Genomic DNA, 17,010 nt, shown 5'->3' with positions numbered 1-17,010 from the left:
ATGGCATTACAGTTTATTTTTGGGAGTTCCGGTTCAGGGAAGTCCCATTCTCTATATCAGAACATCATAAAGGAAGCGCTGGAAAATCCGGAGAAGACATATCTTGTCCTTGTGCCGGAGCAGTTTACGATGCAGACACAAAAAGACCTGGTCATGGCACATCCGGGACATGCCATTTTAAATATCGATGTACTGAGTTTTGGGCGGCTGGCCTACCGTGTCATGGAAGAGACAGGAGGAAACCAAAAGATCGTCCTGGACGATGAAGGGAAAAATCTCATTCTGCGGAAGATTGCAGGAGACTGTGAGGAGGAGCTTACCGTACTGAAAGGAAACCTGAAAAAGCAGGGATACATCAGTGAAGTCAAATCTGTCATCTCGGAATTTACTCAGTACGATATTCGGGAAGAAACGATCGACCGTATGATGGAGGAGGCAGGAAAAGGAAGTTCCCTTTATTATAAACTTTCCGATATGAAAAAGGTCTACAAGGGATTTTACCAGTATCTGGAAGAAAAATATATCACAAAGGAAGAACTGCTGGATGTCCTGTGCGGCAGGGTGTCCGGATCAGATATGTTGAAGGGGAGCGTCGTCGCGCTGGATGGATTTACGGGATTTACTCCGGTACAGAACCGCCTTGTGAGGGAGTTTTTAAGACTCTGTGAGGATGTCAGAGTGACCGTCACGATACCTGCGGATGAAGATCCATATGTGTACCGGGGACCGTATCAGCTCTTTTCCATGAGTAAGGAGATGACATCCAAGCTTCTTTCCATCTGCAAAGTGGAAGGGATCCATGTGAAAGATCCGGTTGTTTTGGACGGGAAGATCCCATACCGTTTTCGGGAAAATTCAGCTCTGGCTTTTCTGGAAAATCATTTATTCCGCTATCATAGAGCGGTGTACGAAAAGCAGCAGAGTGCTGTCCGGATCCATTGTGCATCAGACCCGAAACAAGAGACAGAGGCAGCGGCACAGGAAATCCGCAGACTTGTGCGGAAGGAAGGCTATCGCTACCGGGATATCGCGGTAATCGCAAGTGATCTTGAAATCTACTCGGATCAGATTCGAACGGTTTTTTCCCGGTATGGTATCCCGGTGTTTGCAGACCAAAAGAGAAGTGTACTTTTAAATCCTTTTGTGGAATATGTAAGAAGCGCAGTCTCCATGGTGCAGAAGCGTTTTACATGTGAGAGTGTGTTTCGGTTTCTGAGGACAAACCTGACAGGGTTTACTTTTGAGGAAGTGGACGAGTTAGAAAATTATGTCCTTGCGATGGGGATCAGAGGTTACAAAAGATGGCAGGAAAAATGGGTGCGAAAGACGCGGGGGATGGATGAGGATGGACTTTTGAGAGTCAATCACCTGAGAGTCCGATTTGTGGAAAAAGTGGATTCCCTCGTTTTTGTACTGAGACAGCCGCGGAAAACGGTTGTGGATATCACGCGGGCACTGTATGAGTTTCTCGTAAAAGAAGAATTGCAAAGACAGTTAAGAGAACAGGAAAAGCGGTTTGAGGAGCAAGGGAAGCTTGCACTTGCCAAAGAATACTCTCAGGTATACCGGATCGTCATTGAACTTTTCGACAAGTTTGCAGCGCTTCTCGGGGATGAAAGGGTTACGCTGGAAGAGTACTGTGATCTCCTGGATGCAGGACTACAGGAGGCCAAAGTCGGAGTTATACCACCTGGGACGGATGAAGTAGTAGCCGGAGATATCGAACGTACGAGAATCAAAGATATCCGTGCGCTTTTTTTCCTCGGAGCAAACGACACTCTTCTTCCCGGGAAGATGGGTGCAGGGGGGATCTTGTCCGAGTATGACAGAGAAAAGATAAAGGAAGCGGATATCAAGCTTTCGCCGGGAGGCAAAGAGAAGACTTATATACAGAAATTTTATCTTTACATGAATCTCACAAAGCCTTCAGACAGGCTGTACATCTTCTTTTCCAATGTATCTTCCGACGGGAAGTCCCTTCGGCCGGCATATCTTGTGCAGGATCTGAGAAAATTGTATCCAAAGCTTTCTGTCGTGAGGGAAGATGAAAGGACGCTTGCAGAGACAGAACTGACGAGAGAGACTGGAATTCAGGCACTGATAAAAGTTATGCAGGAAGATGAGGGGATGGAAAGGGCAGACTGGAAAGAACTTTATGCTTGGTACGAGCGTCGAGATGAAAGCCGGACACGCATCGAATCGGTGCTGGATGCATATTTCGGAAACAAGAGGGAAGACGGAATCAAAGAGCAGACGGCCAAACTCCTCTATGAGGAGAATATAGAAAGCGGAGTGACAAGGCTGGAGAGGTATGCTGCATGTGCATTTGCGCATTTTATGGCGTACGGACTCCGCCTCAATGAGCGGCAGGAATACGAATTCCGGCCCCTGGATTGGGGGAACATTTTCCACCGCGCCATGGAACATGTGGCAAAAAAACTTGCGCGCATGGAACTTTCAGACGGAGAACTGCCGGATGATGTGCGTGTGAGGATTGCAGAAGAGAGCGTGGAGGAAAGCATCGTGGATTATGAAAATACAGTCCTCTACAGCACGAAACGGAGAGAATACCTGATCACAAGGATGAAGCGTCTGGTCGAACGGACCGTATGGGCATTGCTAAAGCAGCAAAAAAGGGGGGATTTTGTTCAGACCGGAGCGGAAGTCAGGTTTGAAGGAGGAAAGATCGACCGTATCGATACATGTGAAACAGACGATCAGGTTTATGTGAAAGTGACAGATTATAAGACGGGATCGAAATCATTTGATATCGCTTCTTTTTATTATGGGATCCAACTTCAGCTTACCGTTTACATGAATGCAGCGCTGGAGATAGAAAAGAGGAGGCATCCGGGAAAAGAAGTGATTCCGGCCGGCATTTTTTATTACAAGATGCAGGATCCTATCGTTGAGAAGACGAAGGCAGAGAATCTGGAGGAGGCCATTTTAAAAGAGCTTCGCCCGGACGGACTGATCAATGCGGATCCGGAGGTTTACAGGCATTTCGACCGGGAAGTGCAGGGAAGTTCTCTTGCTGCTCCGTTTGGAGTCAACAAAGACGGAAGTCTGAAAAAGACGTCAAAAGCGGCCACAGGGGAAGAGTTTGCCCTCCTGTCCCGTTATACGAAGCGCAAGACAGAAAACTTAAAGGAAGAGATCCTGAAGGGAAGGACAGAGGCAAAGCCATACGAACTTGGCACAATGACAGGCTGTGCGTATTGTCCGTACCAGAATATCTGTGGGTTTGACGAGCGGCTTTCAGAGTGTACTTACAGGGAGTTTGCCGCCATGAAACGGGATGAAGCGTTCCAAAAAATCCGAGAGGAACTGGAAGAGGAAGGAGACAAGTAGCAGATGGGAGTGTCATGGACAAAAGAGCAGCAGCAGGTTATTTCTCTGAGAAATAGAAATATTTTAGTCTCCGCAGCAGCAGGTTCGGGCAAGACGGCAGTACTCGTGGAGAGAATCATAACGAGGCTTACGGATGAAAAGAGCCCTCTGGACGTGGATCGGCTTTTGGTCGTTACATTTACTGAGGCGGCAGCGGCGGAGATGAAAGAGAGGATCCGAGGGGCCATCGAGAAAAAGCTGGAAGAGGATCCGGAAAATGTACATTTGCAGCGTCAGGCGACAATGATCCACCATGCGCAGATCACAACGATCCACAGTTTCTGTCTTTCCGTCATCAAAGACTATTTCCATACGATCGATCTGGAGCCGGGATTTCGGACAGCTGAGGAAGGAGAACGAAAACTTCTCATGCAGGAAGTCATGGAAGAACTTTTGGAGAAAGCGTATGAGGAAGATTCAGAGCCATTCCTGTTTTTTGCCGAAGCCATGGCTCCCGGAAGAGATGACAAAAAACTGGAAGAGCTGATCTTTGAACTCTACGAATTTTCAAGGAGCAATCCAAAACCGGAGGAGTGGCTTGAACAGTGTGCGATAAGCTATGAGAAAGCAGGAACCTGCAAATGGGATGAACTTTCGTTTGTGCAGTGTGCGGCAAAGAATACGTGCAAGTATCTGGAAGATATGGAGGAAAGCCTCCTGTTTGCCAAGTCTGTCTGCCAGGAAGCAGATGGGCCGGCGGTATATGAAAAGGTTATTGATTCCGATATCGGCAAGATCCGGGATTTTTCTTCTGCCGACGGATTCACGGAACTTCAGAAAAAAATGGCAGGATTGAAATTTGATCGCCTTCCATCCAACAGGGATCCGTCTGTGTCGGAAGAAAAGGCAGAGCTTGTAAAAAAATTAAGGGATCAGGTCAAAAAAGAAATATCCAGTCTGAAAGAACAGTATTTTCAGGAGCCGGCCATGGAGCTCCAAAAGGATATGGAGATGGCCGCCCCTGTGGCCCGTGAGCTTGTTCGGCTGACGATTCTTTTTGCAAGGGCATTTGAAGAAAAGAAGCAAGAACGGAACATGATCGATTTCAGTGATATGGAACAGTATGCACTGAGAATCCTGGAACATGAAGAGGTGGCAGACGAATTCCGGAACAGATTCGAGGAAGTCATGATCGACGAATACCAGGACAGCAATCTCATTCAGGAGACATTGCTGATGCAGATTTCCAGGATGAAAAGAGGGCAGTACAATGTATTCATGGTAGGAGATGTAAAGCAGAGTATCTACAGTTTCCGATTGTCCAGACCGGAACTTTTTATGGAGAAATATGAGTCCTATTCCATGGAAGACGGAAAGGAACAGCGGATCGATCTGCATAAAAATTTCCGAAGCAGAAGAGAAGTACTTGATGCGGTCAATTTTCTGTTTTATCAAATTATGACAAAAGAACTTGGGAAAATTCAGTACGATGAAAATGCGGCCCTGTATGTGGGAGCCACTTTCGAAGAGGCGAAAGATTGCGAAACCGAACTGCTTCTCATAGAAGAAGGGGAAGAGCTTCCGGCAAGAGAGCTGGAGGCAAGAGCTGTGGCGGCGAAAATCAAGGATATCGTAAAGCATGGGCAGGTCAAAGATAAAGAGACCGGACGATACCGAAATGCTTCCTACAAAGATATTGTGATCCTTCTCAGAAGTCTCCAGGGATGGAGCGACGTGTTTGCCAAAGTGTTGAGCGAACAGGGAATTCCCACATACAGTGGGACAAAAGAAGGATATTTCAAGACGAGGGAGATCGGACTTCTGCTTGATTATCTTCGGGTGCTGGACAACGAAAAGCAGGATCTGCCGCTTACGGCAGTGCTTACGTCTGTTTTTGGAAAGATGACAGATGAGGAGCTGGCACAGATCCGCCTGGCCTACCCAAATCTTCCATACCATGAGGCAGTGTCACGATACAGACAGGAACATGAAAACAAGAAACTGCAGGAATTTTACGATATGCTGAGAAGATTTCGGGAAAAAGTTCCGTATACAGCCATGCATGAGCTTCTGGAAGAGATTGTGACAGAAACAGGATACAGGGATCATATTCTCGCCATGCCGGGAGGGATCCAGCGGAGCGCCAACCTGGATATGCTGATAGAAAAAGCGAAGGCTTTTGAAAGCTCCAGCTACAAAGGTCTTTTTCACTTTATCCGTTATATAGAGCAGCTGAAAAAATACGATATCGACTACGGGGAAGCCATCACAATGGACGAAAATGCAGACACTGTCCGGATCATGAGTATCCACAAGAGTAAAGGACTGGAATTTCCTGTCGTAATCGCAGCCGGGATGGGAAAGAGGTTCAATCTTCAGGATATTACGAGAAAAGTTGTGATCCATCAGGATTTTGGAATTGGACTTGACGCAGTTTATCTCAAAGAGCGGATGCAGACAGCTTCCTTTTTAAAGAAAGTTATTCAAAAAGAAATCCGGCTGGAAAATCTCGGCGAAGAACTTCGGGTGCTGTATGTGGCGCTCACAAGGGCAAAGGAAAAACTCATCATGACAGGTGTCGTGGGCGATGCGGCGGAAAGTCTGCAAAAATATGAACGGATCCGGAGACGGGAAGTACTCCCACTCTCTTTTGGAACTCTTGCATCAGCAGGAACTTATCTGGACTTTCTTCTTCCGGCGATGGTACGCCTGGAAGACAGGAAGCGAAACGGGGAAGAAATTCCACTTCGCATGGATGTGATCAGTGAAAAAGAGATTCTTCTGGAGACCAGTCTGGAAGAAGTGCAAAAGCAGATCACAAGGGAAGATATCCGAGCAATGGATATTCATACTGTGTATGATTCACAGATGAAAGAGAAACTTTCGGAGTCATTTTCCTTTTGCTATCCGTACCTGGAAGAGAGCGGATGGAGCAGAAAATTTACGGTGTCGGAATTGAAACGAAGAGCGTATGAGCCGGAGACAGCAAAGGAAGAGACAGACGGGGAGCAGCTCTACAAAGAGGATCCGGAGGATATCATTCCGGCATTTATGAAGGAAGAAGTGGCTGTAGAGGGAGCTTCCAGGGGGACAGCCTACCATCGGATACTGGAACTTTTGGACTTCACAGCAACATATACGGAGAAAGAACTCAACACCGCCATCGCATCTTTTGTAAAAGAAAATAAAATTACAGATGAGGCGGCAAAAGCAGTCGGGAGAAAAGGGATCCTTACATTTCTTGGCTCGGAATGTGCCGGGCGCATCAGAAAAGCAGCTCTTGAAGGAAAACTAAAAAAAGAGCAGCCATTTGTCTTTGGAATTCCGGCCAGTCGAATCTATGATGTGTCGGAAGGGAACGAAGAGACGATTCTGATACAGGGAATCATCGATCTTTATTTTGAGGAAGACGGGGAGATTGTTCTGCTGGATTATAAAACAGACTGGGTCAAAAAAGAAGAGGAACTAAGAGAAAAGTACCGTATTCAGTTGGATTATTATGCGGAGGCTCTGGAAAAAAGCCTGGGAAAAAAAGTAAAGGAAAAAATCATTTATTCCTTTGCTCTTCGAAAAGAGATACGGGTATAGGAGGAACAGATGAAGTGGGAATACGGAATTGCTGTGATGGCAGCGTGGAACATAGCTGTATTTGCTCTCTATGGAATCGATAAGTGGAAGGCAAAACACCAGAGGTGGAGAGTTTCAGAATCAGCGCTCCTCTTATGTGCATTTTTTGGAGGTGCTTTGGGGGCGTTGGTCGGAATGGAAGTTTTCCGGCACAAGACGAAAAAATGGAAATTTCGGATTCTCGTACCGGTATTTCTGATTCTGCAGGCAGCTGTGGCTCTTTGGATCATCCGGTAAAAAGGATTTCGGTTTGCGGGGGACTGGCAATTGATTTGCCGGTCCCTATTTTTGTGGAAAAGAGTATATTAATAAAATATTTCGAAATTCTTCCATGGATATACATTGACCAACAATATTATACGACATATTATATAGATATAAAAACAATATTACAGAATGACAAACAGACGAAGGGTGTGAGATCATGGTATTTAATACCGGAGCAGCTCTTCTCGATGCGATCGTCCTTGCCATTGTATCGAGAGAAGAAGAAGGCACGTACGGATATAAGATCACACAGGACGTACGAAAAGCCATAGAAATCTCAGAGTCCACACTGTATCCTGTGCTTCGGAGACTTCAAAAAGATGAGTGTCTGGAAGTCTATGACAGACAGTTCGATGGAAGAAACCGCAGATATTATAAAGTGACAGAGCGAGGGATGGCACAGCTGAATCTATATAAGGCAGAGTGGATTCGATATTCTAATAAGATCACAGATCTATTTGAGGGAGGAATGAAAAAATGAATCGTCAGGAATTTATAGAAAGACTGAGAGAACTTCTTGGCGATCTTTCCGAAGAAGAAAGACAGGAGGCAATTCAGTATTATGAAGATTATTTTGCCGATGCAGGAGAAGAAAATGAGGAGCGTGTCATAGAGGAACTGGGAAGTCCCGAGAAAGTAGCGCTTATGATAAGGGAAGGACTGCAAGGCGAAGATGGAGGCAGTGAATACCGGGAGACTGGTTATGCTCAGACAAGGTACGAAGAGAGAAAGGTGCCTCAAAGCCGGCATTCAAATGAGGAAAGAAAGCAGAACAGAAATCAGAAGCCGTGGACGAGCAGACCACTTAAGATCCTGTTGATCATTCTGATCATCTGTGTCGGTTTTCCGGTTGTCGTCCCGGTTATCGGAGGGATTGTGTTTGGGGCTCTGGCAATCCTCTGCGCATTCTTTGTGATTTTTTCTTTGCTTCGCGGGAAGAAGGTCTCCAGAACATCTTCAGAAGAAGGAATGAAGACATTCGGTGCGTACCAGGGGATCAAAAAGCTGAACATAAAAGTAAAATCCATGAACCTCTACTTCCAGATTGATGAGAATCTGAAAGAGGAGATGTGGGTCCAAGGAGAAAATCTCGATGACAGGACGGAGGTCGATATCCGGCAGGATAAGGAAGAACTCATCGTAGATTCATCTTCACACAAAATGCTTGGACGGCCTGCGGACAATACGACATCAGCACTCAGGATTTCTCTCCCGCGGGATTTTCAGTTTGACAAGACATGTATCAATGTCGGCTCCGGGAGCGCTTATGCAGAACAGATTCTCAGCAGAAAGATGAAAGTCAATGTGGGGTCCGGGGCAGTAAAGATGGATCGGTTCAAAGCGGAAGAGATTGATATTGACTGTGGCGCCGGAGGAGTTACGATGCTTGGCGGCAATGCACCGGAAAAAGTTCTGATAAGATGCGGCGCTGGAGGCGTGAGTGTGGAATTTTCGGGCTGCAGCAGACAGTATGATTACGATCTGGACTGCAGTGCCGGAAGTATCAGTATTGACAGAGAAGAACAGATAGCCGGTTTTGGCGGGAAAAGAAAGATCGACAACAATGCGCAGAAAAAAGTGAAAGCGGATTGTGCAGCTGGTGGAATCGAACTTACATTTGTACAATAAACCAGAAATCATAGAGGAGGAATAGGAATGGAACCGAAAAAAAGATTGTATCGCTCAAGAGACAGCAGGATGCTTTGCGGAGTGTGCGGCGGGGTGGCAGAATATTTCAATATCGATCCGACTATCGTGCGGCTTGCCTATGTGCTCTTTTCGTGCGCAAGCTTTGGAACAGGAGTGCTTGCATACTTTATCGCTGCAGTTATCATGCCGGATCAGGTTGAATAAGATTGGAAAGGAATGGAAATACTCTCTCCAGGAAAGGAGAGAGTATTTTTATGACTGCAAAAAAAGAAAAAAAGATTAACCTGGATGAACTGACAAAAGAAGAAAAAGTAAAATACGAGATCGCGGAGGAGCTTGGACTTTTGGACAGGGTACTTACACAAGGGTGGAAATCTCTTTCATCAAAAGAGACGGGAAGGATCGGAGGTCTGATGAACAAAAGGAGACAGGAGAAAGACAGGCAATAGAATTCAGTTCCCAAAACAGGCGTTTTCATATGATCTTTGGCTTTACAAAAGTGTTAACAAGTATGAATGTTTTGTTAGATGTGTTGAAATTCCTATGTGTCTCTGCTATAATTGTGCGGCTGGGAATATATAGGTGGTATTATGAGTGAAAAAATTAAGGTATTAGGGGTGCTGATCGATAGCCTGACGGCCAAGGCGGCTATGCAGGAGGCAATCCGCTATATGGAGACGGAACCGATCAACACGATCGAGGTGTTGGCAGGACAGGCAGTGATCGAACTTGTTGAGACGGGAGATCTCAGAGAAAAACTGGAAAAGATGGATCTTCTTGTTGTGGGAGACAAGACGCTTTTGGAATTATCCAATGTGGAGGACAGAAGGCTTATACGTGAAGCAGAGACGAACCTTTTTCTTAAGATGTTCATGCGCTATCTGGATAAGGGAAAGAAAAAAGTTTTTCTTCTTGCCAGAACTCAGGAAAATCTGGAAGCGTTTCAGGCACATATCGAGAAATATTATCGTAACATGGTAATTTCCGGTATGGAGGCAGTGGAAGAGAGACCGGGGATCGATGACATGATCATCAATAAGATCAACGGCGCGGAGACAGAGTGTGTCCTTTCCGCCCTGCCGTCGCCGTTTCAGGAAGATTTTGTGGAAAGAAGCGCCCATCTTTTGGACGCCAGACTGTGGCTTGGGATCGGAGAAGGTATCCAAAATACCAGACATACGAATGTAAAGAAAAAAAGAATATGGGATATATTTGTGAAGCTGATGCTGAAGTCAGAAATAAAGAGAAAAGAACGTGAGCAGAGCTGAACAAAAAAGGGCTTCTTTTGGTAACAATGCACAGTGGAAAAACATGAAAAAAGCATAGAAAAAAGAGGAAATGCATAAAAAAGTATGATTTCCTCTTTCTTTTTTTGTGGATTTATATTAGTATATATCGTAGGTATATTTAGAATCTTGGAAAAAACATAAACAGTGATTGTGAAAATTGCTGTAAAAAAAAAGAAGAAAAGAGGAGTCCAGATGATATCAAATCAGATATTGCAAAACACGATTGAAGGATTGAAAGGGATAACAAGGATCGATTTATGTGTCATGGATATCGACGGGAAAGTGTTGGCATCAACATTTCAGGAAAACGGCGATTACGAGAATGCAGTGCTTTCTTTTGTGGCATCCCCTGCGGACAGTCAGGTTATTCAGGGGTATCAGTTTTTTAAGATCTTTGATGAACATCAGTTGGAATATATTCTTCTGGCAAATGGTGGAAACGACGATGTCTACATGGTTGGAAAGATCGCGGCTTTTCAGATCCAGAATCTTCTCGTGGCCTATAAAGAGAGATTCGACAAAGACAATTTCATTAAAAACCTGCTTCTTGACAACCTGCTTTTAGTGGATATCTATAACCGCGCGAAAAAATTGCATATTGACACAGACGTCAGACGTGTTATCTTTATAATTGAGACTTCTCATGATAAAGACACGAATGCACTGGACAGCGTGAGGAGCCTTCTTGGCGGAAAAGCCAGAGACTTTATCACGGCTGTGGACGAAAAGAACATTATCGTGGTAAAGGAACTTGCAGCCGGAGAAGGGTACGCTGAGATGGAAAAGGTTGCCCAGGAAATGCTTTCTATGTTAAAATCAGAAGGTGAAGAGGGGATCCATATCGCTTACGGTACCATCGTCGGCGATATCAAGGAAGTGTCAAAGTCATACAAAGAAGCAAAACTTGCGCTTGATGTAGGAAAGATTTTCTTTGAAGAGAAAGATATCATTGCATACAGTACACTTGGAATCGGACGGTTGATCTATCAGCTTCCGATCCCTCTGTGCAAAATGTTTATCCGTGAAATTTTCGAGGGTAAATCTCCGGATGATTTCGACGAAGAGACTCTTACGACAATCAATAAATTTTTTGAAAACAGCCTGAATGTCTCTGAGACGTCACGCCAGCTTTACATTCACAGGAACACGTTAGTGTATCGGCTTGACAAGCTTCAGAAAAGTACAGGTCTTGATCTTAGAGTATTTGAGGATGCAATCACATTTAAGATTGCCCTGATGGTTGTCAAATACATGAAGTACATGGAGACACTTGAGTATTAATCAACAATCAGAAAATGGAGTATCAGTAATTAGCTAGGAGGAGACTTATGATTGAATTTAAGGAAGTGACGAAAGAGTATTCCAAGGGAATTGCTGCTCTTAACGGCGTGAACTTAAAGATCGAAAAAGGAGAGTTCGCGTTTATCGTAGGGGACAGTGGTTCCGGGAAATCCACACTGATCCGTCTGCTTATGAAGGAGTTGGATCCGACGAGTGGAAGCATCATCGTCAACGGCCAGAACCTGAACCGGCTGAAACACCGAAAAATTCCGGAGTACAGACGGCATCTCGGGGTTGTGTTTCAGGATTTCCGACTTCTGAAAGACAGAAATATTTATGAGAACATAGCATTTGCACTCCGCGTAACGGAGACTTCGCCTCGTATTATCAAGCAGAAAGTACCGGCAGCATTGTCTCTTGTAGGACTTGCCCAGAAATACAAAGCATTTCCGAAAGAGCTTTCAGGAGGAGAACAGCAGAGGGTTGCGATCGCGAGGGCGATTGTCAATGAGCCGGCGATCCTCCTGGCGGATGAGCCGACAGGTAACCTTGACCCGACAAATTCATGGGAGATCATGAAGCTGTTGGAAGAGGCAAATGACAGAGGGACGACGGTACTTGTCGTTACGCACAATCAGGAGATTGTAAACGAGATGAAGAAGCGCGTTATCACAATGAAAAAAGGGGTCATTGTAAGCGACGAGAAAAAAGGTGGGTATAATAATGAAAATTAGTACAGTAGGATATTCAACGAAACAGGGAGTCAAGAATATCTTCCGCAACAAACTGTTTTCGCTGGCTTCGATCGCCACGATGGCGGCATGTATTTTTGTGTTCGGGCTTTTCTTTTCCATTGTCATGAACTTTAATTATATGGTCAAGAAAGCAGAGCAGGGTGTTGCGATCACGGTATTCTTCGAGGAAGGCACCCCGGATGACCAGATCAATGCAGTCGGGGAGGCGCTCAAGAAGGAAGAAGGAGTCCACAGAGTCGAATATGTGACCGGAGAACAAGCGTGGGAAGAATTCCAGAAAGACTACTTTAAAGGCAGCGAGGAGGCGGCGGAAGGGTTTGCAGACGACAATCCGCTTGTCAATTCCAATCACTATGAAGTATACATGGACGATGTATCCAAACAGCAGGATATCGTTGAACACGCTCAGGAGATGGACGGCGTAAGCAATGTCAATAAGTCGGATGTGGTGGCAAAGACTTTGACGAAGTTAAACAAACTGATCTGGTATGTCTCCATCGCCATCATCGTAATCTTGCTTGCTGTATCCGTATTTTTGATCAGCAATACAGTTACCATGGGGGTTACGGTCCGAAGGGAAGAAATTGCGATCATGAAATACATCGGAGCAAAGGATGGATTTGTCCGGGCTCCATTTGTCATAGAAGGTCTGATCATCGGAATCCTCGGAGCAATCATCCCGCTTGTACTTCTCTATTTTATGTACAACAAAGCGGTGGCTTATATTATGGAACGCTTCAGCCTTCTAAACAATATCATTGATTTTATTCCGGTTTCAGAGGTTTACCATATGCTTCTGCCGATCGGCCTTGTACTGGGGGCAGGTATCGGTTTCCTTGGAAGTTTCATAACAATCCGTAAACATTTAAGGGCATAGTCCCGGGAGGACAAAAGAAGATGGAAAAACGACGAGTCAGACGCATTGCGGCAGCGGCCATGTCCGGTTTCCTGACGTTGAGTCTCGTAGTTCCGGTTCACGCAGACTCCATCTCAGATGCACAGCAGAAAGGACAGCAGCTTGAACAACAAAAAAATACGGCGGAAAATGAAAAGAATTCTCTTTCCGCACAGCTGAACCAGGTTGTGAGTGATATGGAAGATGCTGAAAAGAAACTGACGGCAAAGCAAGATGAGATAAAAACTGCGCAGGATGAGCTTGTAAAAGCACAGATTCAGGAAAATGATCAGTATGAAGCAATGAAACTGCGCATAAAATATATGTATGAGAACGGAAATACGAGCCTTATCGAAGTTCTGTTCAGCGCCAAGAGTATGGGAGATCTCCTGAATAAGGCAGAGTACGTAAAGACGATCTCTGAGTATGACAGAGAAATGCTGGAGAAATATGAGAATCTCACAAAAGAAGTGGAGAAGAAAGAAAAAGCTCTTCAGAAAGAAGAGGAAGAGCTGAAAACACTTCAAAATGATTTGATACAGAAGAAGGATAACGTAAACAAACTGCTTCAGGAAAAGCAGGTGGAGATTGCAAGTCTGGAAACACAGATCGGAGAAAATGCTGCAAAACTTCAGCAGTTGATCAAAGAGGCGCAGGAAGCCAAGAGACGGCAGGAAGAGGCAGCGGCAGCAAAGAAAGCTGCAGAAGAAGCTGCAAAAGACAAACAGCAGTCTCAGAATAAACCGTCCAATGGAGGCGGTTCCGCAAATTCCGGAAACAGCGGTTCATCCGGTTCCGGCGGAAGCGGTGGAGGAGGATCCCACGTGTCTGGAAATGGAACTTTATCCTACCCGGTTGCAAACCCGAGGATCACAAGTGGATTCGGATACAGAGAAGCTCCGACAGAAGGGGCGACGTCACGCCATGATGGTGTCGATTTTGGAGCTGCAACAGGGACACCGATTTACGCTTCAGCGGATGGCACGGTCGTCACTTCCGCTTACAACAGCGCAAGAGGAAATTATGTAGTTATCAACCATGGAAACGGAATGCAGACATGGTATCAGCACTGCAGTGCGGTTTATGTGACTCAGGGACAGAAAGTGTCCAGAGGACAGAATATTGCGGCAGTCGGTGCGACAGGCATTGTGACAGGACCTCATCTTCACTATGAAGTCCATGTAAACGGTGTGCCGGTAGACCCGATGAATTATTTATAAATTGTGGCAGAACAGGAATGGACAGACATGATGAATCAGATCAGACATAAAAGAACATTTGTAAAAGGGGCGCTTTATGGCGCCCTTGCCGCGTTTTTGGCGTGTGTATTGATTTTTACAGGGCTTATATTGGCAGGAAAGATCAGTATCTATACAGGAGCTATCAGTTCCGGTACAGCCAGAAAGGCACAGCAGCTGGAAAGGCTTATTGAGAGCCAGTATCTTTATCCGGAAGATATCAAGGAAAACACACAGCAGGATATGTCCCTAAAAGGGTATGTCGCTTCTCTCGGAGATCCGTATTCCGCGTACTATAACCAGGAAGAGACAAAAGAGCTGTTCCAGTCATCGGAAGGGGAATATGCGGGAATAGGGGCCCTTATGAGTCAGGATTCGGAGACAGGGGAAATAAAGGTAGAGGAAGTGTACGAGGACTCTCCTGCAAAAAAGGCCGGAATGAAAAAAGGGGACATATTCTACGCCATAGACGGAGAAGCGCTTGAAGAGGAACCCCTGTCCGATGTAGTTTCAAAAGTAAAAGGAGAAGAAGGTACGAAAGTTACCATTACTGTACTTCGGGAATCAAACAAAGTAGAACTTGAGATCACGCGGGGGATCGTGGAAAACCATACGGTCACGGCGGAGATGAAGGACGATGGGATCGGATATCTTAAGATAAGTGAGTTTGACAACGTCACATATAAACAGTTTCAGGATGGCCTTTCCGAGCTGGAAGAACAAGGAATGAAAGGGCTTGTGGTGGATCTCAGAGACAATCCGGGCGGCAATCTGACTACCGTCTGTGAGATTCTGGATCTCATCCTGCCGGAAGGGACGATCGTCTACACGGAGGATAAGAATGGAAAACGGATTGACACGGAAAAATCCGATGAAGAGCATCAGTTTACAAAGCCGTTAGCTGTTCTCGTAAATGGAAACAGTGCAAGTGCTTCCGAGATTTTTACCGGGGCAGTGCAGGACTATGAAGTCGGGACGATCGTCGGCACAAAGACGTTTGGCAAAGGAATCGTACAGACGATCTTTCCGCTTCGGGACGGATCGAGTGTTAAGCTGACGACGGCACAGTATTTCACGCCGGACGGCAGAAGCATCCACAAAAAAGGAATCACTCCGGATGTTGAAGTGGAATATGAAAAGGCAGAGAACGGAACAGATAACCAGCTGGAAAAAGCGCTCGATGTCATAAAAGGAGAAATCAAATAAATGGATATAGAAAAGGAATGATATTTTTCATTCCTTTTTTTTGCTTCCTATGGTAAAATAGACTGGACTAAGAATGTGTAACTGAGCCTTCGGGTGTGTGCATATATACAGAAAGGAAAGTGAACACGATGAAAACATGGATTCAAAACGGACATGTGTTGGATCCGCTGACTGGGACTGATAAGGTGTGCGATGTCCTGGTAAGCGGATCCAGGATCGAAAAAGTGGGAACAGACACAGAGATACACGATAGTCTGAAAGGACAGGAGGATGTGCAGAAGCTGGATGCAAAAGGATGCTATGTCATGCCAGGATTTATTGATCTGCACGTGCATCTCAGAGACCCGGGACTGACATATAAGGAAACGCTGAAGACAGGAGGGGAGGCAGCAGCCAGAGGCGGAGTGACGACGATGTGTGCTATGCCGAACACGAAACCTGTCATTGACACGAAAGAAAAGGTGGAAGAGGTACACAGGAGGGCAAAGGAAGAATCGCCTGTGCACATCATCCAGCTTGGAGCTATCACAGTAGGGGAAGAAGGAAAAGAACTGGCGGATCTGAAAGGTATGGCGGAGGCTGGATGCATCGCGGTTTCCGAGGATGGAAAATCCGTCATGGGATCTGCTATCTACCGGGAAGCGATGAAGCTTGCCGCAAAATATGGACTCAAAGTGTTTGCTCACTGTGAGGAGATCGACCTTCGGAAAGATCCGGACACCGGGGAAGACGGAGTCATGAACAAATGCAGCCGTTCGGAAGAACTTGGCCTTCCGGGAATTACCAATTCCGTGGAGGATATCATCACTGCAAGGGATATCTTTCTGGCAAAAGATACCGGAGTACACCTGCATCTATGCCACTGTTCCACGAAAGGAACCGTAGACCTGATGCGGATGGCAAAAGAAGAAGGTATTTCTGTGACGGCAGAAGTCTGCCCGCATCATTTTACCTTGACGGCGGATGATATCACAGAGGACAATGGAAGATTCAAGATGAATCCTCCGCTTCGGGAAACAAAAGATGTGGAAGCGCTGCGCCAGGGACTCAAAGAAGGGATCATGGATGCCATTTCCACTGACCATGCTCCGCACAGCGAGGAAGAAAAAAATGTTCCGATGAGAAAGGCTGCATTTGGCATCGTCGGACTTGAGACAAGTGCGTCTCTGACTTATACGGAACTTGTGGAAACAGGGATACTCACGCCGATGCAGATGGCAGAGAGAATGAGTCTTGCACCTGCCAAGATCCTCGGCTTTGATGACAAAGGTTCCGTTTCAGAAGGAAAGGCAGCAGACATTGTCGTGTTCGACCCGTCAAGGGAGTACGAGATCGACACAGATACCTTCCGGTCTATGGGAAAGAATACGCCATTTGACGGATGGAAAGTAAAAGGGGATGTCAAATACACACTTGTAGACGGAAAACTCGTATACCAAAACGAAGCATACAACGAATAGGAGAGAAGAAAT

Annotated in this window: 14 protein-coding genes; all 14 read left to right on the top strand. The window is 45.7% G+C overall.

All coding sequences use genetic code 11. From position 1 onward, the window contains the following. The 14 genes from addB to ACLROL_RS05465 all read left to right on the top strand — a co-directional run bounded on the left by addB (position 1) and on the right by ACLROL_RS05465 (position 16,998). Positions 1 to 3,351, top strand: a complete 3,351-nt coding sequence (addB, locus tag ACLROL_RS05530) for a helicase-exonuclease AddAB subunit AddB (protein ID WP_413067450.1) — start codon at positions 1 to 3, stop codon at positions 3,349 to 3,351. Between the two features lie 3 nt (positions 3,352 to 3,354). Next, positions 3,355 to 6,918, top strand: coding sequence for a helicase-exonuclease AddAB subunit AddA (addA, locus tag ACLROL_RS05525; protein ID WP_413067449.1), 3,564 nt, complete (start codon positions 3,355 to 3,357; stop codon positions 6,916 to 6,918). 9 nt (positions 6,919 to 6,927) lie between these two features. After that, entirely contained in the window at positions 6,928 to 7,194 is a 267-nt protein-coding gene (locus tag ACLROL_RS05520; protein ID WP_087202845.1) for a DUF1294 domain-containing protein, read from the top strand. Between the two features lie 187 nt (positions 7,195 to 7,381). Next, entirely contained in the window at positions 7,382 to 7,705 is a 324-nt protein-coding gene (locus ACLROL_RS05515; protein ID WP_087202844.1) for a PadR family transcriptional regulator, read from the top strand. After that, the gene (locus ACLROL_RS05510; RefSeq protein WP_087202842.1) at positions 7,702 to 8,853 is read left to right on the top strand and encodes a DUF1700 domain-containing protein; all 1,152 of its coding nucleotides are present in this window, start codon (positions 7,702 to 7,704) and stop codon (positions 8,851 to 8,853) included. The genes ACLROL_RS05515 and ACLROL_RS05510 overlap by 4 nt, the downstream gene beginning before the upstream one ends. 27 nt (positions 8,854 to 8,880) lie before the next feature. Next, a complete protein-coding gene (locus tag ACLROL_RS05505) occupies positions 8,881 to 9,078 on the top strand; it encodes a PspC domain-containing protein (RefSeq protein ID WP_087202840.1) in 198 nt (65 codons plus the stop codon). A gap of 50 nt (positions 9,079 to 9,128) precedes the next feature. Next, on the top strand, positions 9,129 to 9,323 hold the full coding sequence (locus tag ACLROL_RS05500; RefSeq protein WP_087202838.1) for a small, acid-soluble spore protein, alpha/beta type: 195 nt from the start codon (positions 9,129 to 9,131) through the stop codon (positions 9,321 to 9,323). A 141-nt stretch (positions 9,324 to 9,464) separates the two neighbouring features. After that, positions 9,465 to 10,142 carry a WecB/TagA/CpsF family glycosyltransferase gene (locus ACLROL_RS05495; RefSeq protein WP_087211977.1) on the top strand — a complete coding sequence of 226 codons (678 nt, stop codon included), beginning with the start codon at positions 9,465 to 9,467 and terminating at the stop codon, positions 10,140 to 10,142. Positions 10,143 to 10,355: 213 nt separating this feature from the next. Then, positions 10,356 to 11,444 (top strand): PucR family transcriptional regulator, encoded by a 1,089-nt coding sequence (locus ACLROL_RS05490; protein ID WP_413067448.1) that lies wholly within the window; start codon positions 10,356 to 10,358, stop codon positions 11,442 to 11,444. Positions 11,445 to 11,491: 47 nt separating this feature from the next. Further along, positions 11,492 to 12,178: a cell division ATP-binding protein FtsE gene (gene ftsE / locus ACLROL_RS05485; protein ID WP_087202833.1), complete on the top strand. Its 687-nt coding sequence runs from the start codon at positions 11,492 to 11,494 to the stop codon at positions 12,176 to 12,178. Next, positions 12,168 to 13,076, top strand: a complete 909-nt coding sequence (ftsX, locus tag ACLROL_RS05480; protein ID WP_087211980.1) for a permease-like cell division protein FtsX — start codon at positions 12,168 to 12,170, stop codon at positions 13,074 to 13,076. The genes ftsE and ftsX overlap by 11 nt, the downstream gene beginning before the upstream one ends. 20 nt (positions 13,077 to 13,096) lie before the next feature. Then, positions 13,097 to 14,314 carry a murein hydrolase activator EnvC family protein gene (locus ACLROL_RS05475; protein WP_087202829.1) on the top strand — a complete coding sequence of 406 codons (1,218 nt, stop codon included), beginning with the start codon at positions 13,097 to 13,099 and terminating at the stop codon, positions 14,312 to 14,314. Positions 14,315 to 14,341: 27 nt separating this feature from the next. After that, positions 14,342 to 15,538 carry a S41 family peptidase gene (locus tag ACLROL_RS05470; protein ID WP_318256997.1) on the top strand — a complete coding sequence of 399 codons (1,197 nt, stop codon included), beginning with the start codon at positions 14,342 to 14,344 and terminating at the stop codon, positions 15,536 to 15,538. A gap of 128 nt (positions 15,539 to 15,666) precedes the next feature. Beyond that, positions 15,667 to 16,998 (top strand): dihydroorotase, encoded by a 1,332-nt coding sequence (locus tag ACLROL_RS05465; protein ID WP_087202827.1) that lies wholly within the window; start codon positions 15,667 to 15,669, stop codon positions 16,996 to 16,998. Positions 16,999 to 17,010 lie beyond the last annotated feature (12 nt).

Source organism: Sellimonas sp., from assembly GCF_047234585.1.
Lineage (GTDB): Bacteria > Bacillota > Clostridia > Lachnospirales > Lachnospiraceae > Sellimonas > Sellimonas caecigallum.
The sequence above is the reverse complement of the archived record's forward strand: the minus strand, read 5'-3'. Positions and strand labels throughout refer to the sequence as shown.

Coding starts and splice junctions, on each gene's coding strand:
- ACLROL_RS05490 (WP_413067448.1), top strand. CDS start 10,356: ATGATATCAAATCAGATATTGCAAAACACGATTGAAGGATTGAAAGGG.
- ACLROL_RS05475 (WP_087202829.1), top strand. CDS start 13,097: ATGGAAAAACGACGAGTCAGACGCATTGCGGCAGCGGCCATGTCCGGT.
- addB (WP_413067450.1), top strand. CDS start 1: ATGGCATTACAGTTTATTTTTGGGAGTTCCGGTTCAGGGAAGTCCCAT.
- ACLROL_RS05470 (WP_318256997.1), top strand. CDS start 14,342: ATGATGAATCAGATCAGACATAAAAGAACATTTGTAAAAGGGGCGCTT.
- ACLROL_RS05515 (WP_087202844.1), top strand. CDS start 7,382: ATGGTATTTAATACCGGAGCAGCTCTTCTCGATGCGATCGTCCTTGCC.
- ACLROL_RS05510 (WP_087202842.1), top strand. CDS start 7,702: ATGAATCGTCAGGAATTTATAGAAAGACTGAGAGAACTTCTTGGCGAT.
- ACLROL_RS05505 (WP_087202840.1), top strand. CDS start 8,881: ATGGAACCGAAAAAAAGATTGTATCGCTCAAGAGACAGCAGGATGCTT.
- ftsX (WP_087211980.1), top strand. CDS start 12,168: ATGAAAATTAGTACAGTAGGATATTCAACGAAACAGGGAGTCAAGAAT.
- ACLROL_RS05465 (WP_087202827.1), top strand. CDS start 15,667: ATGAAAACATGGATTCAAAACGGACATGTGTTGGATCCGCTGACTGGG.
- ACLROL_RS05520 (WP_087202845.1), top strand. CDS start 6,928: ATGAAGTGGGAATACGGAATTGCTGTGATGGCAGCGTGGAACATAGCT.
- ACLROL_RS05500 (WP_087202838.1), top strand. CDS start 9,129: ATGACTGCAAAAAAAGAAAAAAAGATTAACCTGGATGAACTGACAAAA.
- ACLROL_RS05495 (WP_087211977.1), top strand. CDS start 9,465: ATGAGTGAAAAAATTAAGGTATTAGGGGTGCTGATCGATAGCCTGACG.
- ftsE (WP_087202833.1), top strand. CDS start 11,492: ATGATTGAATTTAAGGAAGTGACGAAAGAGTATTCCAAGGGAATTGCT.
- addA (WP_413067449.1), top strand. CDS start 3,355: ATGGGAGTGTCATGGACAAAAGAGCAGCAGCAGGTTATTTCTCTGAGA.